The organism is Selenomonas sp. F0473, from assembly GCF_000315545.1.
Classification (GTDB): Bacteria; Bacillota; Negativicutes; order Selenomonadales; family Selenomonadaceae; genus Centipeda.
The window spans coordinates 90,473-106,587 of the sequence record NZ_JH992902.1 but is presented as its reverse complement, the minus strand read 5'-3'; the positions used below and the strand labels follow the sequence as shown (position 1 = coordinate 106,587).

The 16,115-nt window shown below is 57.8% G+C and carries 19 protein-coding genes; 4 read left to right on the top strand and 15 right to left on the bottom strand.

Annotated elements, in window-relative coordinates; translation table 11 throughout:
* The 12 genes from rimI to HMPREF9161_RS00465 all read right to left on the bottom strand — a co-directional run bounded on the left by rimI (window position 1) and on the right by HMPREF9161_RS00465 (window position 9,104).
* Window positions 1-489, bottom strand: a complete 489-nt coding sequence (rimI, locus tag HMPREF9161_RS00520) for a ribosomal protein S18-alanine N-acetyltransferase (protein WP_009727710.1) — start codon at window positions 487-489, stop codon at window positions 1-3.
* Complete coding sequence (gene tsaB / locus HMPREF9161_RS00515) at window positions 486-1,205, bottom strand: tRNA (adenosine(37)-N6)-threonylcarbamoyltransferase complex dimerization subunit type 1 TsaB (RefSeq protein ID WP_009727709.1); 720 nt, start codon at window positions 1,203-1,205, stop codon at window positions 486-488. Before tsaB ends, rimI begins: the two co-directional genes overlap by 4 nt.
* The gene (gene tsaE, locus HMPREF9161_RS00510; protein WP_009727708.1) at window positions 1,186-1,662 is read right to left on the bottom strand and encodes a tRNA (adenosine(37)-N6)-threonylcarbamoyltransferase complex ATPase subunit type 1 TsaE; all 477 of its coding nucleotides are present in this window, start codon (window positions 1,660-1,662) and stop codon (window positions 1,186-1,188) included. Before tsaE ends, tsaB begins: the two co-directional genes overlap by 20 nt.
* Window positions 1,663-1,771: 109 nt before the next feature.
* Complete coding sequence (locus HMPREF9161_RS00505) at window positions 1,772-3,010, bottom strand: glycerate kinase (protein ID WP_009727707.1); 1,239 nt, start codon at window positions 3,008-3,010, stop codon at window positions 1,772-1,774.
* A gap of 90 nt (window positions 3,011-3,100) precedes the next feature.
* Window positions 3,101-4,066, bottom strand: a complete 966-nt coding sequence (locus tag HMPREF9161_RS00500; RefSeq protein WP_009727706.1) for a D-2-hydroxyacid dehydrogenase — start codon at window positions 4,064-4,066, stop codon at window positions 3,101-3,103.
* A gap of 163 nt (window positions 4,067-4,229) precedes the next feature.
* Window positions 4,230-4,757: a ribosome maturation factor RimM gene (gene rimM, locus HMPREF9161_RS00495; protein WP_009727705.1), complete on the bottom strand. Its 528-nt coding sequence runs from the start codon at window positions 4,755-4,757 to the stop codon at window positions 4,230-4,232.
* Window positions 4,729-5,139, bottom strand: coding sequence for a YlqD family protein (locus HMPREF9161_RS00490; protein ID WP_009727704.1), 411 nt, complete (start codon window positions 5,137-5,139; stop codon window positions 4,729-4,731). The genes rimM and HMPREF9161_RS00490 overlap by 29 nt, the downstream gene beginning before the upstream one ends.
* Window positions 5,140-5,199: 60 nt before the next feature.
* On the bottom strand, window positions 5,200-5,427 hold the full coding sequence (locus HMPREF9161_RS00485) for a KH domain-containing protein (RefSeq protein ID WP_006306836.1): 228 nt from the start codon (window positions 5,425-5,427) through the stop codon (window positions 5,200-5,202).
* 88 nt (window positions 5,428-5,515) lie between these two features.
* A complete protein-coding gene (gene rpsP / locus HMPREF9161_RS00480; RefSeq protein ID WP_009727703.1) occupies window positions 5,516-5,791 on the bottom strand; it encodes a 30S ribosomal protein S16 in 276 nt (91 codons plus the stop codon).
* A gap of 22 nt (window positions 5,792-5,813) precedes the next feature.
* Window positions 5,814-7,190: a signal recognition particle protein gene (ffh, locus tag HMPREF9161_RS00475; protein WP_009727702.1), complete on the bottom strand. Its 1,377-nt coding sequence runs from the start codon at window positions 7,188-7,190 to the stop codon at window positions 5,814-5,816.
* A complete protein-coding gene (locus HMPREF9161_RS00470) occupies window positions 7,187-7,543 on the bottom strand; it encodes a sigma factor-like helix-turn-helix DNA-binding protein (protein WP_009727701.1) in 357 nt (118 codons plus the stop codon). Before HMPREF9161_RS00470 ends, ffh begins: the two co-directional genes overlap by 4 nt.
* A 115-nt stretch (window positions 7,544-7,658) precedes the next feature.
* Complete coding sequence (locus tag HMPREF9161_RS00465; protein ID WP_009727700.1) at window positions 7,659-9,104, bottom strand: DUF438 domain-containing protein; 1,446 nt, start codon at window positions 9,102-9,104, stop codon at window positions 7,659-7,661.
* Window positions 9,105-9,313: 209 nt separating this feature from the next.
* On the opposite strand from HMPREF9161_RS00465, the gene HMPREF9161_RS00460 reads away from it, so the two are divergent.
* From HMPREF9161_RS00460 to HMPREF9161_RS00445, 4 genes are all read left to right on the top strand, one after another.
* Entirely contained in the window at window positions 9,314-10,294 is a 981-nt protein-coding gene (locus HMPREF9161_RS00460) for a hypothetical protein (protein ID WP_009727699.1), read from the top strand.
* A 331-nt stretch (window positions 10,295-10,625) separates the two neighbouring features.
* Entirely contained in the window at window positions 10,626-11,621 is a 996-nt protein-coding gene (locus HMPREF9161_RS00455) for an iron ABC transporter permease (RefSeq protein WP_037348742.1), read from the top strand.
* Window positions 11,614-12,360: an ABC transporter ATP-binding protein gene (locus tag HMPREF9161_RS00450; protein WP_009727697.1), complete on the top strand. Its 747-nt coding sequence runs from the start codon at window positions 11,614-11,616 to the stop codon at window positions 12,358-12,360. The genes HMPREF9161_RS00455 and HMPREF9161_RS00450 overlap by 8 nt, the downstream gene beginning before the upstream one ends.
* Window positions 12,361-12,383: 23 nt before the next feature.
* Window positions 12,384-13,394 (top strand): ABC transporter substrate-binding protein, encoded by a 1,011-nt coding sequence (locus tag HMPREF9161_RS00445; RefSeq protein WP_009727696.1) that lies wholly within the window; start codon window positions 12,384-12,386, stop codon window positions 13,392-13,394.
* Between the two features lie 90 nt (window positions 13,395-13,484).
* On the opposite strand, the gene HMPREF9161_RS00440 is transcribed toward HMPREF9161_RS00445, so the two are convergent.
* From HMPREF9161_RS00440 to HMPREF9161_RS00430, 3 genes are all read right to left on the bottom strand, one after another.
* Window positions 13,485-14,990: a WG repeat-containing protein gene (locus tag HMPREF9161_RS00440; protein WP_009727695.1), complete on the bottom strand. Its 1,506-nt coding sequence runs from the start codon at window positions 14,988-14,990 to the stop codon at window positions 13,485-13,487.
* A 212-nt stretch (window positions 14,991-15,202) separates the two neighbouring features.
* Window positions 15,203-15,532, bottom strand: a complete 330-nt coding sequence (locus HMPREF9161_RS00435; RefSeq protein WP_009727694.1) for a hypothetical protein — start codon at window positions 15,530-15,532, stop codon at window positions 15,203-15,205.
* A 97-nt stretch (window positions 15,533-15,629) separates the two neighbouring features.
* Window positions 15,630-16,109 (bottom strand): universal stress protein, encoded by a 480-nt coding sequence (locus HMPREF9161_RS00430; protein ID WP_009727693.1) that lies wholly within the window; start codon window positions 16,107-16,109, stop codon window positions 15,630-15,632.
* Between the last annotated feature and the right edge of the window lie 6 nt (window positions 16,110-16,115).

Genomic DNA, 16,115 nt, shown 5'->3' with positions numbered 1-16,115 from the left:
TCAAGAGCCGCATTCCCCTGCATCGGGCGCGGCATCCGCATATGCTTCCCTAAGTTTCGTATGCCACATGAGGATGGCGTCCTCATCGTTGTCTTGATAGTATTTTTTACGCACGCCGACGGCGGAGAATCCCAGCCGCTCATAGAGATGCAGCGCGGCGGCATTCGACGGGCGCACCTCGAGAGTCATGCGCTCGGCGCCGCGCGCCGCGGCCGCGCGCATCATCTCCTCCATCAGGCGGCGGCCGAGGCCGAGCCCGCGGTGCGCCCGCAGGAGGGCGATATTCATCACCTGCGCCTCCTCAAAGGAAATCCAACAGCCTGCAAAACCGACGACGGCGTCATCCTCACACGCCACAATATAGCAGGCAAACTCGCTGTTCGCCTCGCGCCAAAAGTCCTCGCGCGACCACGGCGTCGGGAAACTCTCGCGCTCCACATGGGCGACGCCCGCCGCATCCGCCGCCGTGAGCGCGCGGAACACTATCACGACTCTTTCTCCGCCCCGTGCCGTTTCTCCCACAGCACCTCCGCCTCGCTCCGACGGAGATAGAGCGGCTCCAGCGTCATGGGATCGTCCGACATGCCCTTTCCCAGCCGCGCAAGCCCCGCGAGCCCCACGCAGGCGGCGCGCGGCATCCGCATATGGACGGGCGCGAGACGCACCCCCGCGGGGAGGCCCGTCCCCGTATGCTTTTGCATCGCGTCGCCGAGCAGGAATACGGGCTGCGCCGTCCCCGCAAGGGATGCGATAAATTCTGCGCGCGGCAGGATGGCGAGCGGACGCACATGACGAAGGGTCAATATATCGCCTTCATTCGCCCATGCGAACTCCTCGGCATAGACGTTCCCCTTCTGCGCGTCCATCATGGGAACGAGGCGCACGCCTTCACACATGCAGTGATAGGCGAGCGCCTCGAGCGTCGGCACGCCGACAAGGGGGATGCGCAGCGCATACGCCGCCATCTTTGCGGCGGCAAGGCCGATGCGCAGCCCCGTAAAAGAACCGGGGCCGATACTGACGGCGATGCCGTCGAGCTCCTCTTTTTTCACGCGCGCCATACGAAGGGCCGTCTCGATATGCGGCATGAGCGTCTCCGAGTGCGTCAGCGCCCCCTGCATACCGATCTCTGCGGCGACGCGTTCCGTCGAGAGTACGGCGACGCTCGACACCTGCGAGGCCGTATCAACGGCTAGGATTGACAAGTCCGTCCAGCTCCTTCAAGAGCACGGTGCTCTTCTCGCCCACAGCATCAAAGGTGAACTGGCGCTCCTCATCCGTGAGCGCGTCGATCTGCACCGTCAGCCGGTCGGCGGGCATGGCATCCGGAAATTTCGACGCCCACTCGATGAGCACAATCCCCTCGAGCGCCTCCGCATACTCGTGGAAGCCGATGTCCTCAAGCTCCTCCTCCGAATCAATCCGATAGAGGTCAAAATGCACAATCGGACATGCCGCCTCGTAAATATTCATCAGGTTGAACGTCGGGCTCGTCACGTCGCTCTCGACCCCGAGCGTACGCGCGAGCGCGCGTACGAAGAGCGTCTTGCCGACGCCAAGTTCTCCGTCGAGGCAGATCACCGTCCCTTCCCGGATGATTTTACCGATCGTTCCCGCTAAATGCGCAGTCTCCTCCGGAGAATGCGTGATACAGGTGAGCATAGTTCAACCCCTTATGAATGTATGCAAAAACCGAAATAAAGTTCTGATATATTATAACACGCACGCGGGTTTTGCGCAAAAAGAAAAACGAACGAGCCGGCACCGCCGCCTATCGAATCAGAAGAATCGCCGCATCGTTCACATTCGTCCCCGTAGGCCCCGTGACGATGAGACCGTCCACAGACTTCAGCGCATGATAGGCGTCATTCTCACGGAGAACCTTGTCGATGCGGATGCCGCGCGCAGCGAGCTGCCCCATCGTATGCCCGTCCGCATAGCCGCCCGCCGCATCCGTCGGCCCGTCCGTACCGTCGCTGCCAAAACTGAACACCGCCGCATTCTCCATACCGGAGAGTCCCTCGGCGGCGGCCAGCGCAATCTCCTGATTGCGCCCCCCCTTGCCGTGCCCCGTCAGGTGCACGACCGTTTCCCCGCCCGCAATATAGGCGACGGGGCCGTCATTCGCGTGGGTCTTTGCAATGGCGCTGAGGAACCGCCCCGCGTCCCGCGCCTCGCAGCTGAGCCGGTCGGTGAGGATATGCGGCGTATAGCCCAGGGCGCGGCACTCCTCTGCCGCCGCGGTGCAAAGTTCGCGTACGCTGCCCGTGATATGCGTCTCCACATGGGGGAGTTCCTGCGGCAAGGGGACATCGAGCAGCGCCGTTGCCTGCGGCGATAGCTTCAGGCGGTACTTCTCAGCGATTGCCTTCGCCTCCGCCGCGCTGCCGCGGTCGGGATATGCGGGACCCGATGCGATCATGTCGAGCGGGTCGCCGATGATATCGCTCAGCACGATGCTCAGCACATGTGCCGGTGCACAGTGCGCACCGAAACGGCCGCCCTTCACCGCGCTCATACGCTTGCGAATCGTATTGATTTCAACGATATCCGCCCCCGATGCGAGGAGCGCCTTCGTGATTTCCGCAAGCTCCTGGGCAGGAATGAGCGGTCGTTCAAAGAGCGCGCTGCCGCCGCCCGATAAGAGGAACACCACCGTATCGTCCGCGCTGAGATGCTCCGTCAGCCGCAGGGCGTGCTCCGTTGCCGCAAAGGAATTCTCGTCGGGAATAGGATGTCCCGCCTCGTGACAATCGAGCCCACGAATCGGCGCAAGTACATGCTCGTATTTCGTAATCACAACGCCGCCATGAACGCGGTCGCCGAGCAGTTCGTCCGCCTTTTTCGCCATCTGCCACGCGGCTTTGCCCACCGCTACGAGAATTACCTTCCCCTTGGCAAAGGAATGTCCCGTCAACGCCTTTTCGACTGCCGCATCGGGAAGAACATCCCGAAGGGCGCCCGCGACAATCGCATCCGCATCGCTGCGAAGACCACTGCGCTCGTTCATAATGTGAAACTCCTTTCCCAAAACAAAAGCCCGCATAAACCGGAAACATCATATCTCCGATGTATGCGGGCAGCATGTCAAGCGCCTGCGCTACGCGTTGACGACATTGGTCGGCGCGCCCTGCGCCCATGCTTTGATATTATCCGCCGTGGTCTGCATGATACGCATCCGCGCCTCTTTCGTCGCCCAAGAGATATGCGGCGTGATAATACAGTTCTTCGCCTTCAGCAGCACATTTTCCTTCTTAATCGGCTCGCTGGATACCACATCGAGCGCCGCACAGGCGACTTTCCCGCGCGCGAGCGCCTCGCAGAGGTCCTGCTCCACAACGAGCGGGCCGCGACTGTTGTTGACGAGAATCACGCCGTCCTTCATCTTCTTGATATTTGCCGCGTTGATGATTCCCTCCGTCTCCGGGAAAAGCGGGCAATGCAGGAAGATGAAATCCGATTTGGCAAAGAGCTCGTCCATCGGGACATAGGTCGCTACTTCGCGCCCCTTGTCGTTCTCGTTGGCATCCGCCGCGAGGACATTGACGTTCATCGCACGCAGGATACGCGCCGTGTTCCGGCCGATGCGCCCGAGGCCGATGATGCCGGCCGTCTTGCCCGAGACCTCGATGAGCGGATGGTGCCAATAGCACCAATCCGGATTGGACGCCCATTCGCCGCTGTGCACCGACCGGTCGTGGTACCCGACATGCGAGCAGGCCTCAAGCAGGAGCGCAATGGCAAACTGGCTCACATTGTCCGTCCCGTACACCGGCACATTCATCACGGGAATGCCCTTCTCTTTGGCATACGCATAATCCACGACATTGTAGCCCGTCGCGAGCACGGCAATCGCCTTCAGATTCGGGCACCTATCCATCGTTGCCCTGCTGATCGGCGTCTTGTTGATGACAATCACTTCCGCGTCGCCGATGCGCTCCGCGATCAGCGGCGACTCCTCATAGGCGGTGCGGTCATACACCGTCACCTCGCCGAGCGCCTCAATCGGCCCCCAGCTGATGTCTCCCGGATTCTCCGTATAGCCGTCCAAAACGACAATTTTCATGTTACCCTCAGTGATATAAAGAACCGCAGTGTCTGAAGGAAACAATGCGCGATGTATTCCTTTGACAGAGCGGTTCTTCTATAAATCGCTATCCCACACATATTCTGACATAAAATTATACGACCGTATGATACGCAGGATTTGATAGGCTCCGATATTGATATCAAAGCATTTCATCAACGTCATCCGGCAGACACACAACCATCCGCCCCGCGCCGATATCGATCTGCTTGACGACGCTGCGCAGCGCGGGGATGAGGAGCTCGCTTCCGTCCTCGGTGCGCACGGCATAGACGTCGTTACTGCCCGTGCGGATAACGTTTTCGACGGTTCCAAGGAGCGCATCGTTCTCATCGCAGACGGAGAGCCCCACGATGTCAAAGACATAGTACTCTCCCTCCTCAAGCGGTGCGGCATCCGCGCGTGCGACGGTGAGGAGACGGCCCGTGAGACGCTGTGCATCCTCACGGGCGGGGTACTCGCGAAAGCGCATGAGGATATTCTTCCCCTGCGGCTTCGTACGCTCGATGTGAAGAAGCTCGTCGCCGACCATGACCTCGCGGAGATCTGCAAAGCGCTCGGGAAAATCCGTCAGCGGAATGACGCGCACATCGCCTGCGATGCCATGCGCGGCGCCGATACGCCCGATGACGATACGATCCTCAGGAACGGATGGCGATAATCTTGTCATCTTCGACCAGGATCTCAACGTTCATGAGCTCGCGCATGTCGTCGCCGACCTTTGCCTCTACCTGACGCTCGATCGTGCCCTGAATAATCTCCGCCCCCTCGGCGAATTTCTCGAGTTCTTCGAGCTGCACTCGAGTCTGTTCCACATATTCCATACGGCGCTGGCGTTCCTGCCGGATCATATTGATGTTGTCGATCGCCTGCGGTGTGAGATCGCCCTGCTCGGCCTCCTGCATGACGCGCTTTTCCTGAATGCCGATCTGCTGCAGTTCGAGCTCCGCGCGGCTGATGCCCTCCTCCATCTCCGTGCGCATCTTTGTGCGCAGTTTCTCCGTCAGCTTCGCCTTGACCGTCACGGGTACTTTAATCGAAATAGAATCCACTCTGTATCTCTCCTTATGCAAAAACGGCGGCCGTCCATGACGCACGCCGTTTCTGCAGGCTCAGCCGATCTCGACCGTCGCCCGCTTATTCTCTTTCGTCGCGGCGGCCTTGACAACGCTGCGCAGCGCCTTTGCGATACGCCCCTGTTTGCCGATGACCTTACCCATGTCATCCTCCGCCACGCGAAGTCTCAATATGATCTCCTGATCATCCTGCGTTTCGTCAACGACGACAGCTTCCGGATGATCCACCAAGGATTTGGCGATAACCTCGACTATCTCTTTCATGCGGCCGTCTCTCCTCATCGCGCCATGCGCACCCGGCGTGAGATTCCTTCGTGACGAAGGAATCTCCTCTCCCGGGCACACGCATCGCTTAGTCCTTCTTACGCTTTGCCTCGGCAAATTTTGCCATCGTACCGTTCTTGCTCAGAATATTTCTGACCGTGTCGGTCGGCTGTGCGCCCTTCTTCATCCAGTCGATCGCTTTTTCCTCGTCAATGCTGACGACGGCGGGCTGCTTCGACGGATCGTAATTTCCAAGGATCTCGATGAATCTTCCGTCGCGCGGTGCGCGCGAGTCGGCAACGACGATGCGGTAAAAGGGATTCTTCTTCGCACCCATGCGGTTCAAACGAATCTTGACTGCCATATTCTCACCACCTTTCGTTGTGTTATCTAAAGAACGGCATCTTCGGGAGGTCCATGCCGCCAAGGGGTGGCATCTCCGGCATCTTCCCTTTGCCCTTCATCCGGTTCATCTTTTTCATCATCTTGCGCATTTCGCCGAACTGCTTGAGGAGCTTGTTCACATCCTGCACGCGCGTCCCGCTGCCCGCGGCGATGCGCTTGCGGCGGCTGCCGTTTATGACGGTAATGTCCGCGCGCTCCTTCGGCGTCATCGCGCGGATAATCGCCTCGATGCGGCGCATTTCCTTACCGTCGAGATCAAGTTCCCTGTCGCCGAGTTTTTTCTTGAGACCTCCCATCCCGGGAATCATACCGAGAATACTCTGGAGCGAGCCGAGTTTTTTCACCTGCTGCATCTGAGCGAGGAAGTCGTCGAGGGTAAAGTCGTTCTTGCGGAGCTTCTCCTCCATCTTCTTCGCATTCTCGAGGTCAAAATTCTCCTGCGCCTTTTCGACGAGGGAGAGCACGTCGCCCATGCCGAGGATGCGCGACGCCATCCGGTCGGGATGAAATATCTCGAGCGGTTCGATCTTCTCGCCCATGCCGACGAACTTCACGGGGCAGCCCGTGACCGCTTTGATCGAAAGCGCCGCGCCGCCCCGCGCGTCGCCGTCGAGCTTCGTCATGACGACGCCGTCGAGCCCGAGGGACGCGTCGAACGCCTCGGCGACGTTCACGGCTTCCTGCCCCGTCATGGCGTCAACGACGAGGAGAATCTCGTGCGGCTTGACCGCCGCCTTGATATCGCGGAGTTCCTGCATGAGCGGTTCGTCAATCTGCAGGCGTCCCGCCGTATCGATGATAACGACGTCGCTGGCATGGGACGCCGAATGTGCGATTGCGGCGCGCGCGATGGCGACGGCGTCCTTCCGGCCCTCTGAGAATACGGGAACGTCAACCTGCCCGCCGATGACCTCGAGCTGTTTGATCGCGGCGGGGCGATAGATGTCGTCCGCCACGAGGAGAGGACGCTTCCCCTGTTTTTTCAGCATGAGCGCGAGTTTGCCCGCCGAGGTGGTCTTACCCGAGCCCTGGAGGCCGACGAGCATGATCACTGTCGGCGGGTTCGGGCTGATATTCAGGCGGCTCTCCGTCCCGCCCATGAGGGCGGTGAGTTCCTCGTCTACGATCTTAACGACAGCCTGTGCCGCCGTGAGCGTATCGAGCACCTCTCGGCCAATGGCACGCTCCTTGACACGCGTTACAAAATCTTTCACGACTTTGAAATTGACGTCGGCCTCGAGCAGCGCCATACGCACTTCGCGCATCGCCTCGTTGACGTCGCCTTCCGTCAGTTTGCCGTGTCTGCGCAGTTTTTTGAAAATCCCCTGCAGTCGATCGGACAAATTCTCAAAGATCATGAACTCACCTCCTCCTGTTCCGCATATTTCCGCAGCGGCTCCGCAATCCGCCGTACCTCTGCCGCCGCAATCGGCTCTCCGAGGGCGCACAGCGCCTCGTAGACACCCGCGAGTACACGCTCTTCCTCCGAGCGGCAGGCGCGCAGACCGAGCCGCTCTTCCATCTCCTCGAGGGAGCGCTCCGCGCGCCGGATGCTCTCATGCGCCGCCTGACGCGTGATGCCTAGCGCCTCGCCGATCTCCGTGAGCGAGAAGTCCTCGGCAATGTGGAGATGCAGACATTCCCGCTGCTTTCCCGTCAGCAGCGCGCCGTAGAGATCGTATAACTGCGCGAGATCATAGAGCCGCTCCATGCGCACATCCCCCGTTTCAGGGAAACAACCGTCGTGTTCCCCAATCGCTTCTCGCAGTATAACGACAAACGAAAAGTCTGTCAAGTATTTTTCTTGACAGACTGTATTTTTATGTTTAGCGACGGAATTTTTCGAGCGGCTCGGCGTGATCGGTTACGAACTCAACCGTTCCCATATAGTCGCCCGCCGCGTCGTAGAGCCCCTGATAATGGACGCGGATGGGTCGTTCGCGGATATAGCGGTGCACGATCATCTGCGAGCGTTTCTTCGCCTTAAAATCGGCGAGGAGGTTGCGCACGACGGGGATGATCTCGGGCGGATGACAGTTCATGACGTCGCGTCCGAGCGCCGACATGGGGCGCGTGAACACCTGCCCCTCGTTCGTGAAAAAGCGCACCGTATCGTCCTTGTCGATGAAGGTGATGTCTACGGGAAGCATCTTGAAGATCGCGACGAGTTGATCCATCGAGAGCTCGCCCGTCGGGAACTGGAGCTTGCCGTCCGTCGTACTGCCCGCGAGACGCGCCGCCTCTCGATCAAGCCACGGCTGCGCTGCCGGCCATGCCGGAATGGCCACGCCGAACGAGACACCCATATCCGGCAGGTCATGGTACATACGGTACCACTCGATCTCCGTAAAGTAGCGGAGGCTGAGCGGGAAGAGAATTTTCTCCTCCTTAAAGATCATCTCGCGGATGCGCTGCGTGAGGGCGCGCAGACGCGCCTCGTACATCGGCAGATTCTCCGGATCTTCTTTGAGCGCCTTGATGATCATGCTGAGCTCGCGTTTCATCTCGTCGTCGATGCCCCACATGACCTGCGAGGGTCCCGTGACGCCGTAGTCGTAGAGAACCGGCATCAGCAGCTCTTCTTTTTTGATATAGTGCATGCGCACATCGCCGAGCGCAAGAACCTGCTCCAGTATAACATCCGTACGCTTTGCGCCGTCGAGTTCGGCCCCAATCGTATCAAGCAGGGTTCCAAGCGCCGCATTCTCCGCGCGCAGGATAGACAGCGGATGCCCCGCCGCCAAAGCGTCGATATCATCCGGATTCACAGATTCCGCCTGCGCGTGAATCTCATCGTGCGAGAGCGCCCCCGGAGGCGGTGCGGAGGGCGTTCCGTGAAACAGCGCGGAATGCACGTCGCAGAGGCGCTGGACTTCCGTGATCGGCATGCCCTCCTTGATGAGGGTCTGCTCCGCATCCATGATCTCGTGTGCCTCGACATGGCTGAACTCCTGCACGAAGTCTTTGCGGACGGATTCTAAATCCTCGCCGCTCGAAAGCCGCTCGATGAAGCTGCGCAGCCGTCCCTGCCGTGTCCCGCGGTCATCGCCGACAACGGTAAACCCGTGCTCCTCGAACGCCGCGATGACCTTATTGAGGTCGACCCCCTTCACCGCCGCGCCGCGCGGGATCGTCATGATGCGCCCCATCACATTCAGCGCCACATCGCTCGTGATCTCACGAAAACCGACCTCCGCCATAATCGACCGCACCTCGGGGTATTCGCCGACGAGCTCGGCGACCGTCTTTTTAAGGTCTAATACCTTTTCCATCATAAAACTCCTTTATATCATACTTCGCTATCTCTCAAAACAATGTGCACATTATAGCGCGGAATTATGGAAAAGACCGTAACCTTTGCTACAGAAAAACGTTTTGAAAAAATTTCCAAATTCATGGGGATTTGCAAAAAGATAGGAATTTTTGACATAATTTCTCCGCTATACTAGAGGAAATATATATAAAAAGGAGTGTGCATATCATGAAAATCTTAATTTTTACCGCTGTTGTCTGCGCGGCGTTTCTCTTCCTAGCAATGGGAATTCTTACACCTGCGCACACATTTCCCAACGCATCCTCACTGTGCCAAAGCAATCAAAACATCATGACGGGCTATGCCCCATATTTTCCGCCGGCACCTCATCAAAGAACGGATGTTTACAACATACATCTCGAAGTAAATGAACATATGCAGCGGAATAATGTAGGACAAACGCTCTCATCGGCTTGTCGTGAACATACGAAAAGAGGTGCGGTCATCTTAATTCCGTACGCTGTAAAACTTCTCGCCGTCTTTACGGCAATTGCCCTTATAACTGACGATATCAACGGTGACGCTAAAATATTCTTTATTCAAAAAGGGATAGAAACCGCTCTTTGTCTTTTCCTTATTTTCAACTGGTACGGGAGCGGAATCGATCTTATGGGACATTTATATGACGGCGCTCATCGGCTTGGGGCTCATATGGGAGGGACAGGACACCCAGACGCACTGATCGACAGTGCCGTCACAATATTGTCTGCCGGTTTTGATCGAGCGGAGATGTTATTTTCCGCGGAGACGCCTTCCTCAGGTACATTTGCCGCCGTTTGTCTCCTTATTTCATCTGCCCTGCTCCTCTTTGCGGCGATCGAGATTCTTTTGGACGAGTTTATATTCCATATAGTAGCGATGTTCTCGATTCTGCTGATCCCATTCTTTGCCCCCTCACGCACAAAAATCTTGATGCGGGCACTTTGCAAAACGTTCACTCTCGCACTGAACGTCTATGTCATGCTCTTCGTCACAAAAATCGTGAACTGTGCATTGTCCTACTTCTGTCTGCAATTTGTATACATTGCTAAAGTCAGAGACGCCGACGCTATGATCCCGGCCTTCACCAAAATCGTATTCATTAGTCTCATGATCTATCTCCTCGTCAAGAAAATTCCAGAACGTATACAAGGAATTTTCAATAAGTAATTCTACTTCCCCCTGGATTATTTTGATGGAACCGAGGCAGCGAAGGCCCCCAAAACGAAAGTTCTCCGTTCGTCATGCATGCACGTACTCCCCTATTTTCTTGAACTATGCATGACATATTCGTATATTGTTTTATGAATGATACTGCCCCCGCGAATATCGCCCGCAATGGTTCTCTCATAGCGGCAAACATTTATCCAAGAGAAGCTGTCTGCTCCTAACACAGTAAACGCTTCAATATTTTTCGATATTCTCCAAGCCCTCTCCCTTGTGTTATAATGGGGTTTAGATATTTATGGGAACTATGGGAAAGGGGATGCATACCAACCGTATGAAAACAATCCTTGTCCTCGTCCTGCTGCTCGCCGTCAGCATGATTCTGTCGCTCGGCTTCGGCTCCGTTCCGATCCCGCCCGACCGCATCGTGCAGACGCTCATGAACGGCGGCATGGACACAGGCACAACGGAGAGCATGGTGCTCTACACGATCCGTATGCCGCGCACACTATTCGCGGTGCTGGCGGGCGCGGGGCTCTCGCTTGCGGGGCTGCTGCTCCAGACCATCACGCGCAATGAACTGGCCGACCCGTATGTGCTCGGCGTCTCCTCGGGCGCGAGTACGGGCGCGGTCTGCGCGATCATTTGGGGAGCGTTTGCCTTCCTCGGCGCGTACGCCGTACCGTTCAGCGCTCTCCTCGGCGCGACCGTCGCCACTGTGCTGGCGGTCTTCTTCGTCGGTAAAAGCAGCAACCCGACGAAGCTCGTTCTTATCGGCATGGGCATGTCGGCGCTCTTCTCTGCGCTGACAATGCTCGTCATCTACAGCGCGAACCACGAGGCACAGGTGCGCAGTGCGATGTTTTGGCTGCTCGGCAGTCTCTCCGGCATCCAGTGGGGAGATCTGCCGCTCGCCGCGATCGTCTGTCTCGGCATCTTCACCTTCCTTCAGTTCGTGCGGCACGAGCTCGACATTCTCCTGCTCGGAGAGAGCGAAGCCCATGCGCTCGGCATCTCGGTGAAAAAACTCCAGCTCGCCGCCGTCGCCGCCTCCTCGCTCACCGTCGCCGCGCTCGTCGCGAAGGCGGGCATCATCGGCTTCGTCGGCCTTATCGTTCCGCATATCGCGCGCATCTTGATCGGAGCAAAGCACGGCGTATTGGCCGTCGTCTGCACCTTGCTCGGCGGCTGCGTTCTGCTGTGGGCGGACGTGCTTTCGCGCACGCTCTTTCGCCCCGAGGAACTGCCGATCGGCGTATTGACCGCATATCTCGGCGCGCCGCTCTTCATTTGGATCATTTGCAGACGGTACGGTGACGCCTATGATTGAAATCCGACATTTGAGCTATGCCATCCGCGGCAATCCGATCCTAAAGGACATCTCGCTGACCTTCCCGCGCGGCAGAATCACGGGCATCATTGGCCCGAACGGCTGCGGCAAGTCCACGCTCCTCGCGCATATCGCGCGGCTGCGGCCGAGCCGGTGTGCCGTCTTTATGAACGGCACACCGATCGAGACGATCCCCGCGGCGGAGTATGCGCGCAAACTCGCCGTGCTCGCGCAGCGGCACCTGCAGATGGCGGCGGAACTCTCCGTCCGCGACGTCGTACTCATGGGACGCTACCCGTATAAGGAGCGCTTCCAATCGTACAGCGCCCACGATCATGAAATCGCAGAGAACGTCATGCGCCGGTTCCGCATTCTCCCCATGGCGGAGAAAAAGATTGGACAGCTCTCGGGCGGCGAACTCCAGCGCGTCTTTGTCGCAAAGGCGCTTGCACAGGAGCCGGAGGTGCTGCTCCTCGACGAACCGACCAATCACCTCGACGTAAAGTACAAGATTTCCCTTATGGAGGAACTGCGGCGCTTTGACGGCACCGTCGTCATCGTCCTGCACGACCTCGGACTCGCGGCGCGCTACTGCGACCATGCCGCCGTCCTGCGCGCGGGCGAAACCGTCGCCGAGGGCGCGGCCCAGGACGTGCTCACTTCCGCGCTGCTCAAGGACGTGTTCGAGGTTCCGTTTTACACAAGCGAACAGCAGGGCACACGCTATTTGTATTATTGACCACGATAATAAGGAGGACATTTATGTTCAAGACAAAGAAAACTCTTTTGGCGGGACTCGGCGCAGCGGTGCTGCTTCTCGGCGCCGGCTGCGGTCAGCAGCAGGCGGCGGAGACAAAGACGGAGACCGCATCCTCGTCCTACACGCCCGTCTCCTGGACGGAAAACATCGGCGGTCAGACGCTCGACATGAAGGCGACCGCCCCGCCGACGCGCGCCGTCTCCATGTCGCAGGCGACGACGGAGATGCTCCTCGCCCTCGATCTCGGCGACCACATGGCGGGCACCGCGTTCAAGGAAGAGGAAATCTATCCGCCCCTCCAAGCGGCGTATGAGAAAGTCCCCGTCCTCGCCGAGAAGTGGCCGTCCTACGAAGTCTTTATGGCGGCAAAGCCCGACTTCGCAACCGGTTGGGAAGTCCCCTTCACCAAGCGCGGCATCGAGGCGGATAAAATCACCGCACAGAACATCCCCATCTTCATCCCCGACTCCATGCAGTCTACAAAGGCAGATCTCGACATGGTCTTTGCCGATATGGTCAAACTCGGCGAAATCTTCGGCGTCAAAGACCGCGCCGAGGCGTGGGTCGCGGAGCAGAAGAAACAGCTCGCCGCCGTACAGGACAAAATCGACAAACTGCCGCATAAGCGCGTCTTTGTCTTTGATTCCGAGGACGGCGAGCCGTTCACCGTATTCGAGGGCTATACGCCGAACCTTCTGCGTCTCATCGGCGCGGACAACGTCATGAGCGGACAGGGCGTCGATAAGACGTGGAGCAAGACGAGCTGGGAGAGCGTCGTCGCCGCTGATCCCGAATACATCATTATCGCCGACTACGGCACGAGCATCCGTAACGAGGATGACTTCAACCAAAAAGTCGAGAAGCTGAAAGCAAACCCGCGCCTCCAAGGCGTCACGGCAATCAAGGAGAACCACTTCGTCCGCGTGAAACTCTCCGAGATCACCCCGGGCGTGCGCAGCGTCGACGCGCTGAAACGTCTCGCCGAGCAGATTCACAATGTGAAGATCGACTAAATAAATATACGCACAGCAAAAGGGCTGTCGTGCCGGCATTTTTAGTGCCGGTGCGACAGCCCTCTTTTGATGAGCAAATAACCTACCGCATCATCTGAACGACCATGCCTCGTCGTACTGCGGCGTGACGACGATCGTCCCCTGATGATCCATATAGCCCCACTTCTCACCGATCTTGACCGGCATCAAGCCGTCGGAGAACGAACCGAGCCCTGTGACGCCCGCCGGAAGCCGGAACGCCGAGATGCCGCTCGTATCAATCACGCGCCATATCTCTCCTTTACGAACAGAAGCGACGCCCTCATGGAACTCGTTCGCCTCATCGTATTTTGCCATGATGCTGACGACGCCCTGCATATTCACATAGCCCCAGACGCCGCCCGCCTTGACCGCGGCCAGTCCTTCCGTGAAGTTTTTCATCTCCTCATACTTTGGCTCTATGACATAATCGCCCCGTTTATCGACAACGCCCCAACGCTCCTTTACCGAGACGCGCGCAAGACCGTTTTCATACACATCGGTAAAGTTGTTCTTTGTCGAGACAATCTCCTTGCCCGTACGATCGATATAGCCGCGCTTCGTGTGCTCATCCATGATATTTTCGCCGCCATAGTAGCCGGTTCCGAGCACAAGCGCTCCTGCCAGCGCGCCGAGGAGCGGATTGACCGTGTGGACGCGGCGGCGCACCTCTGCAATGCCGTCTTTGAACGGCAGCACATAATCATAGTCCGCGCGGAAGAGTTTCGTCCCCGTTCGATCGATATAGCCCCATCCCTGACCATCTTTGACCCCCGCAAGACCTTCGCTAAAACCTCCCGCAACCTCTTTGAACTGCGGCGCTACCACCATTGTGCCGGACTTATCAATGAACCCCCATTTTCCGTTTTGCTGCACGGCAATCAGACCTTCCCGACAGGGAAATGCCGCCTCATACTCATAGGGAACGACCTCATTGCCCGATGTGTCGATAAAGCCAATCCGCTTCTTTGGGTTCTGTACGGGGGCAATCTCCTCTGCGAATACCCCCGCCCATGTATATGTCTTATCGTTCAGCAATGTGCCGTCCAAACGGTAGTAAACCCACTTTCTGTCATTGCGCTGGACAGCGGCAAGTCCATTGGTATAGGGAACCATATCGCGGTTTTCTATGGAAACGGTAACCTTGCCGTTCTCATCATAAGCGCCGTATTTCCCCTTGGCGTCTTTCACAACAAAATGCCCCTCGTGGTACGGATCGATACTTTGATACATGACCGGAACGACTGTCTTTCCGCTGCGGTCGAATACGCCGCGCAGTTTCCCCTTGCGGACGGAGAGAAAGCGCCCCTCGCTGCTGGGGAGAATCTCATCGTACTCTGCGGGGATGACGACTTCGCCGCGCGCATCGACCGCGCCCCACTTCTTGCCGATGCGCACACGCGCGAGCGGGTGCTCCGACGGTACCTGCGTCTCGTCAATATCCAGCATAATACTGACGCTGTCCACCATATCGCTCATACGAGCGGCTTCTGCCGGCGGTATCGCAGCCCCCATGCACATCACAGCTGCGCATACCATCGCGGCGAGTATTCCCCTCATGCTCTTTCTGCTCATCATAGACGTCACTCCTTAACATTCACGCGAATCTCTGCCAAACTAGGCGAGAGCCGCATATATTTGCTCTCATCCCATAAAATTCTTCTTTCATTTCAAAACACCTGCATGAAATTACAAATAAAAAACGGTCCCGCCGTATACGAACAAAAAAATAAGACCTTCCGACCGGAAAGTCTTATCAAAGAGGATGCCGCTGTCCCCGCGCTTCGTCGTTAACGATGCCACGGCTTATTGTTCTTATAGTCCCGCATAATTTTGTTCACGACCTGATCGTGGCGTTTCTGTTCCTCGCGCACGGCGCGCTGATACTTGCCCTGATCGCCGTCGCGGCGGAACTCAAAGCGGATCTTCCGCATATTCTGCTCGTGGACGCGGTCCTCTTCCCGCATGCGGAAACTGAACTCGTTCGACGTGCCGTTCTCATATGCGGGCGGACGGTCCCCGCGCGCCGCCTCGACGGTGCCGACAGACGAGGCCATAATACCAAGCCCCATCGCCGCCGCAAGGGCGGCTGCAAAATAACGATTTGTCTTTTTCTTCATGTTCCCCACTCTCCTTTACGGATGATTCATGGACATTGTTACTCTACCGCAATTCCCTTGGATATCATTTAAGAACATGTAAACTGTTCATTAGAAGTTATTTGCTCAGCAATACGGCACATTGTGCATGCTTGCTGACGTACGACGACACGCTGCCGAACGCGAGCCGCTCAAAGGTACCGAAGCCGCGCATGCCCATAACGATGAGGTTGCTTTCCTCTTCGGCCGCGACCGCGACGATCATTTCGCCGGGATTGCCCTCCTCGACGCGCGGATGCGCGCGTATGCTCCGCGGAATCTCGTGCATCAGCTCCGCGAGGAGACGATAGGCCGAAATCTTTAGCTCCGCGGGCATGTAGCCGCTCGTACTGACCTGCTCCAGCGCCGAGACATGCGCGTCGTAGTCGACGACCATGAGTACCGTCAGCTCCGCCTCCGCAACTCGCGCCAATTCGATCGCCCAGCCGGCGGCGTGCATCGACGCGTGCGAACCGTCGACGGGCACGAGGATGCGCCTGCACGATATCTCATGCGCCGGTCGGCTTCCAATCTCCGCAATCAGAGATGTCATATCCATCGTGAA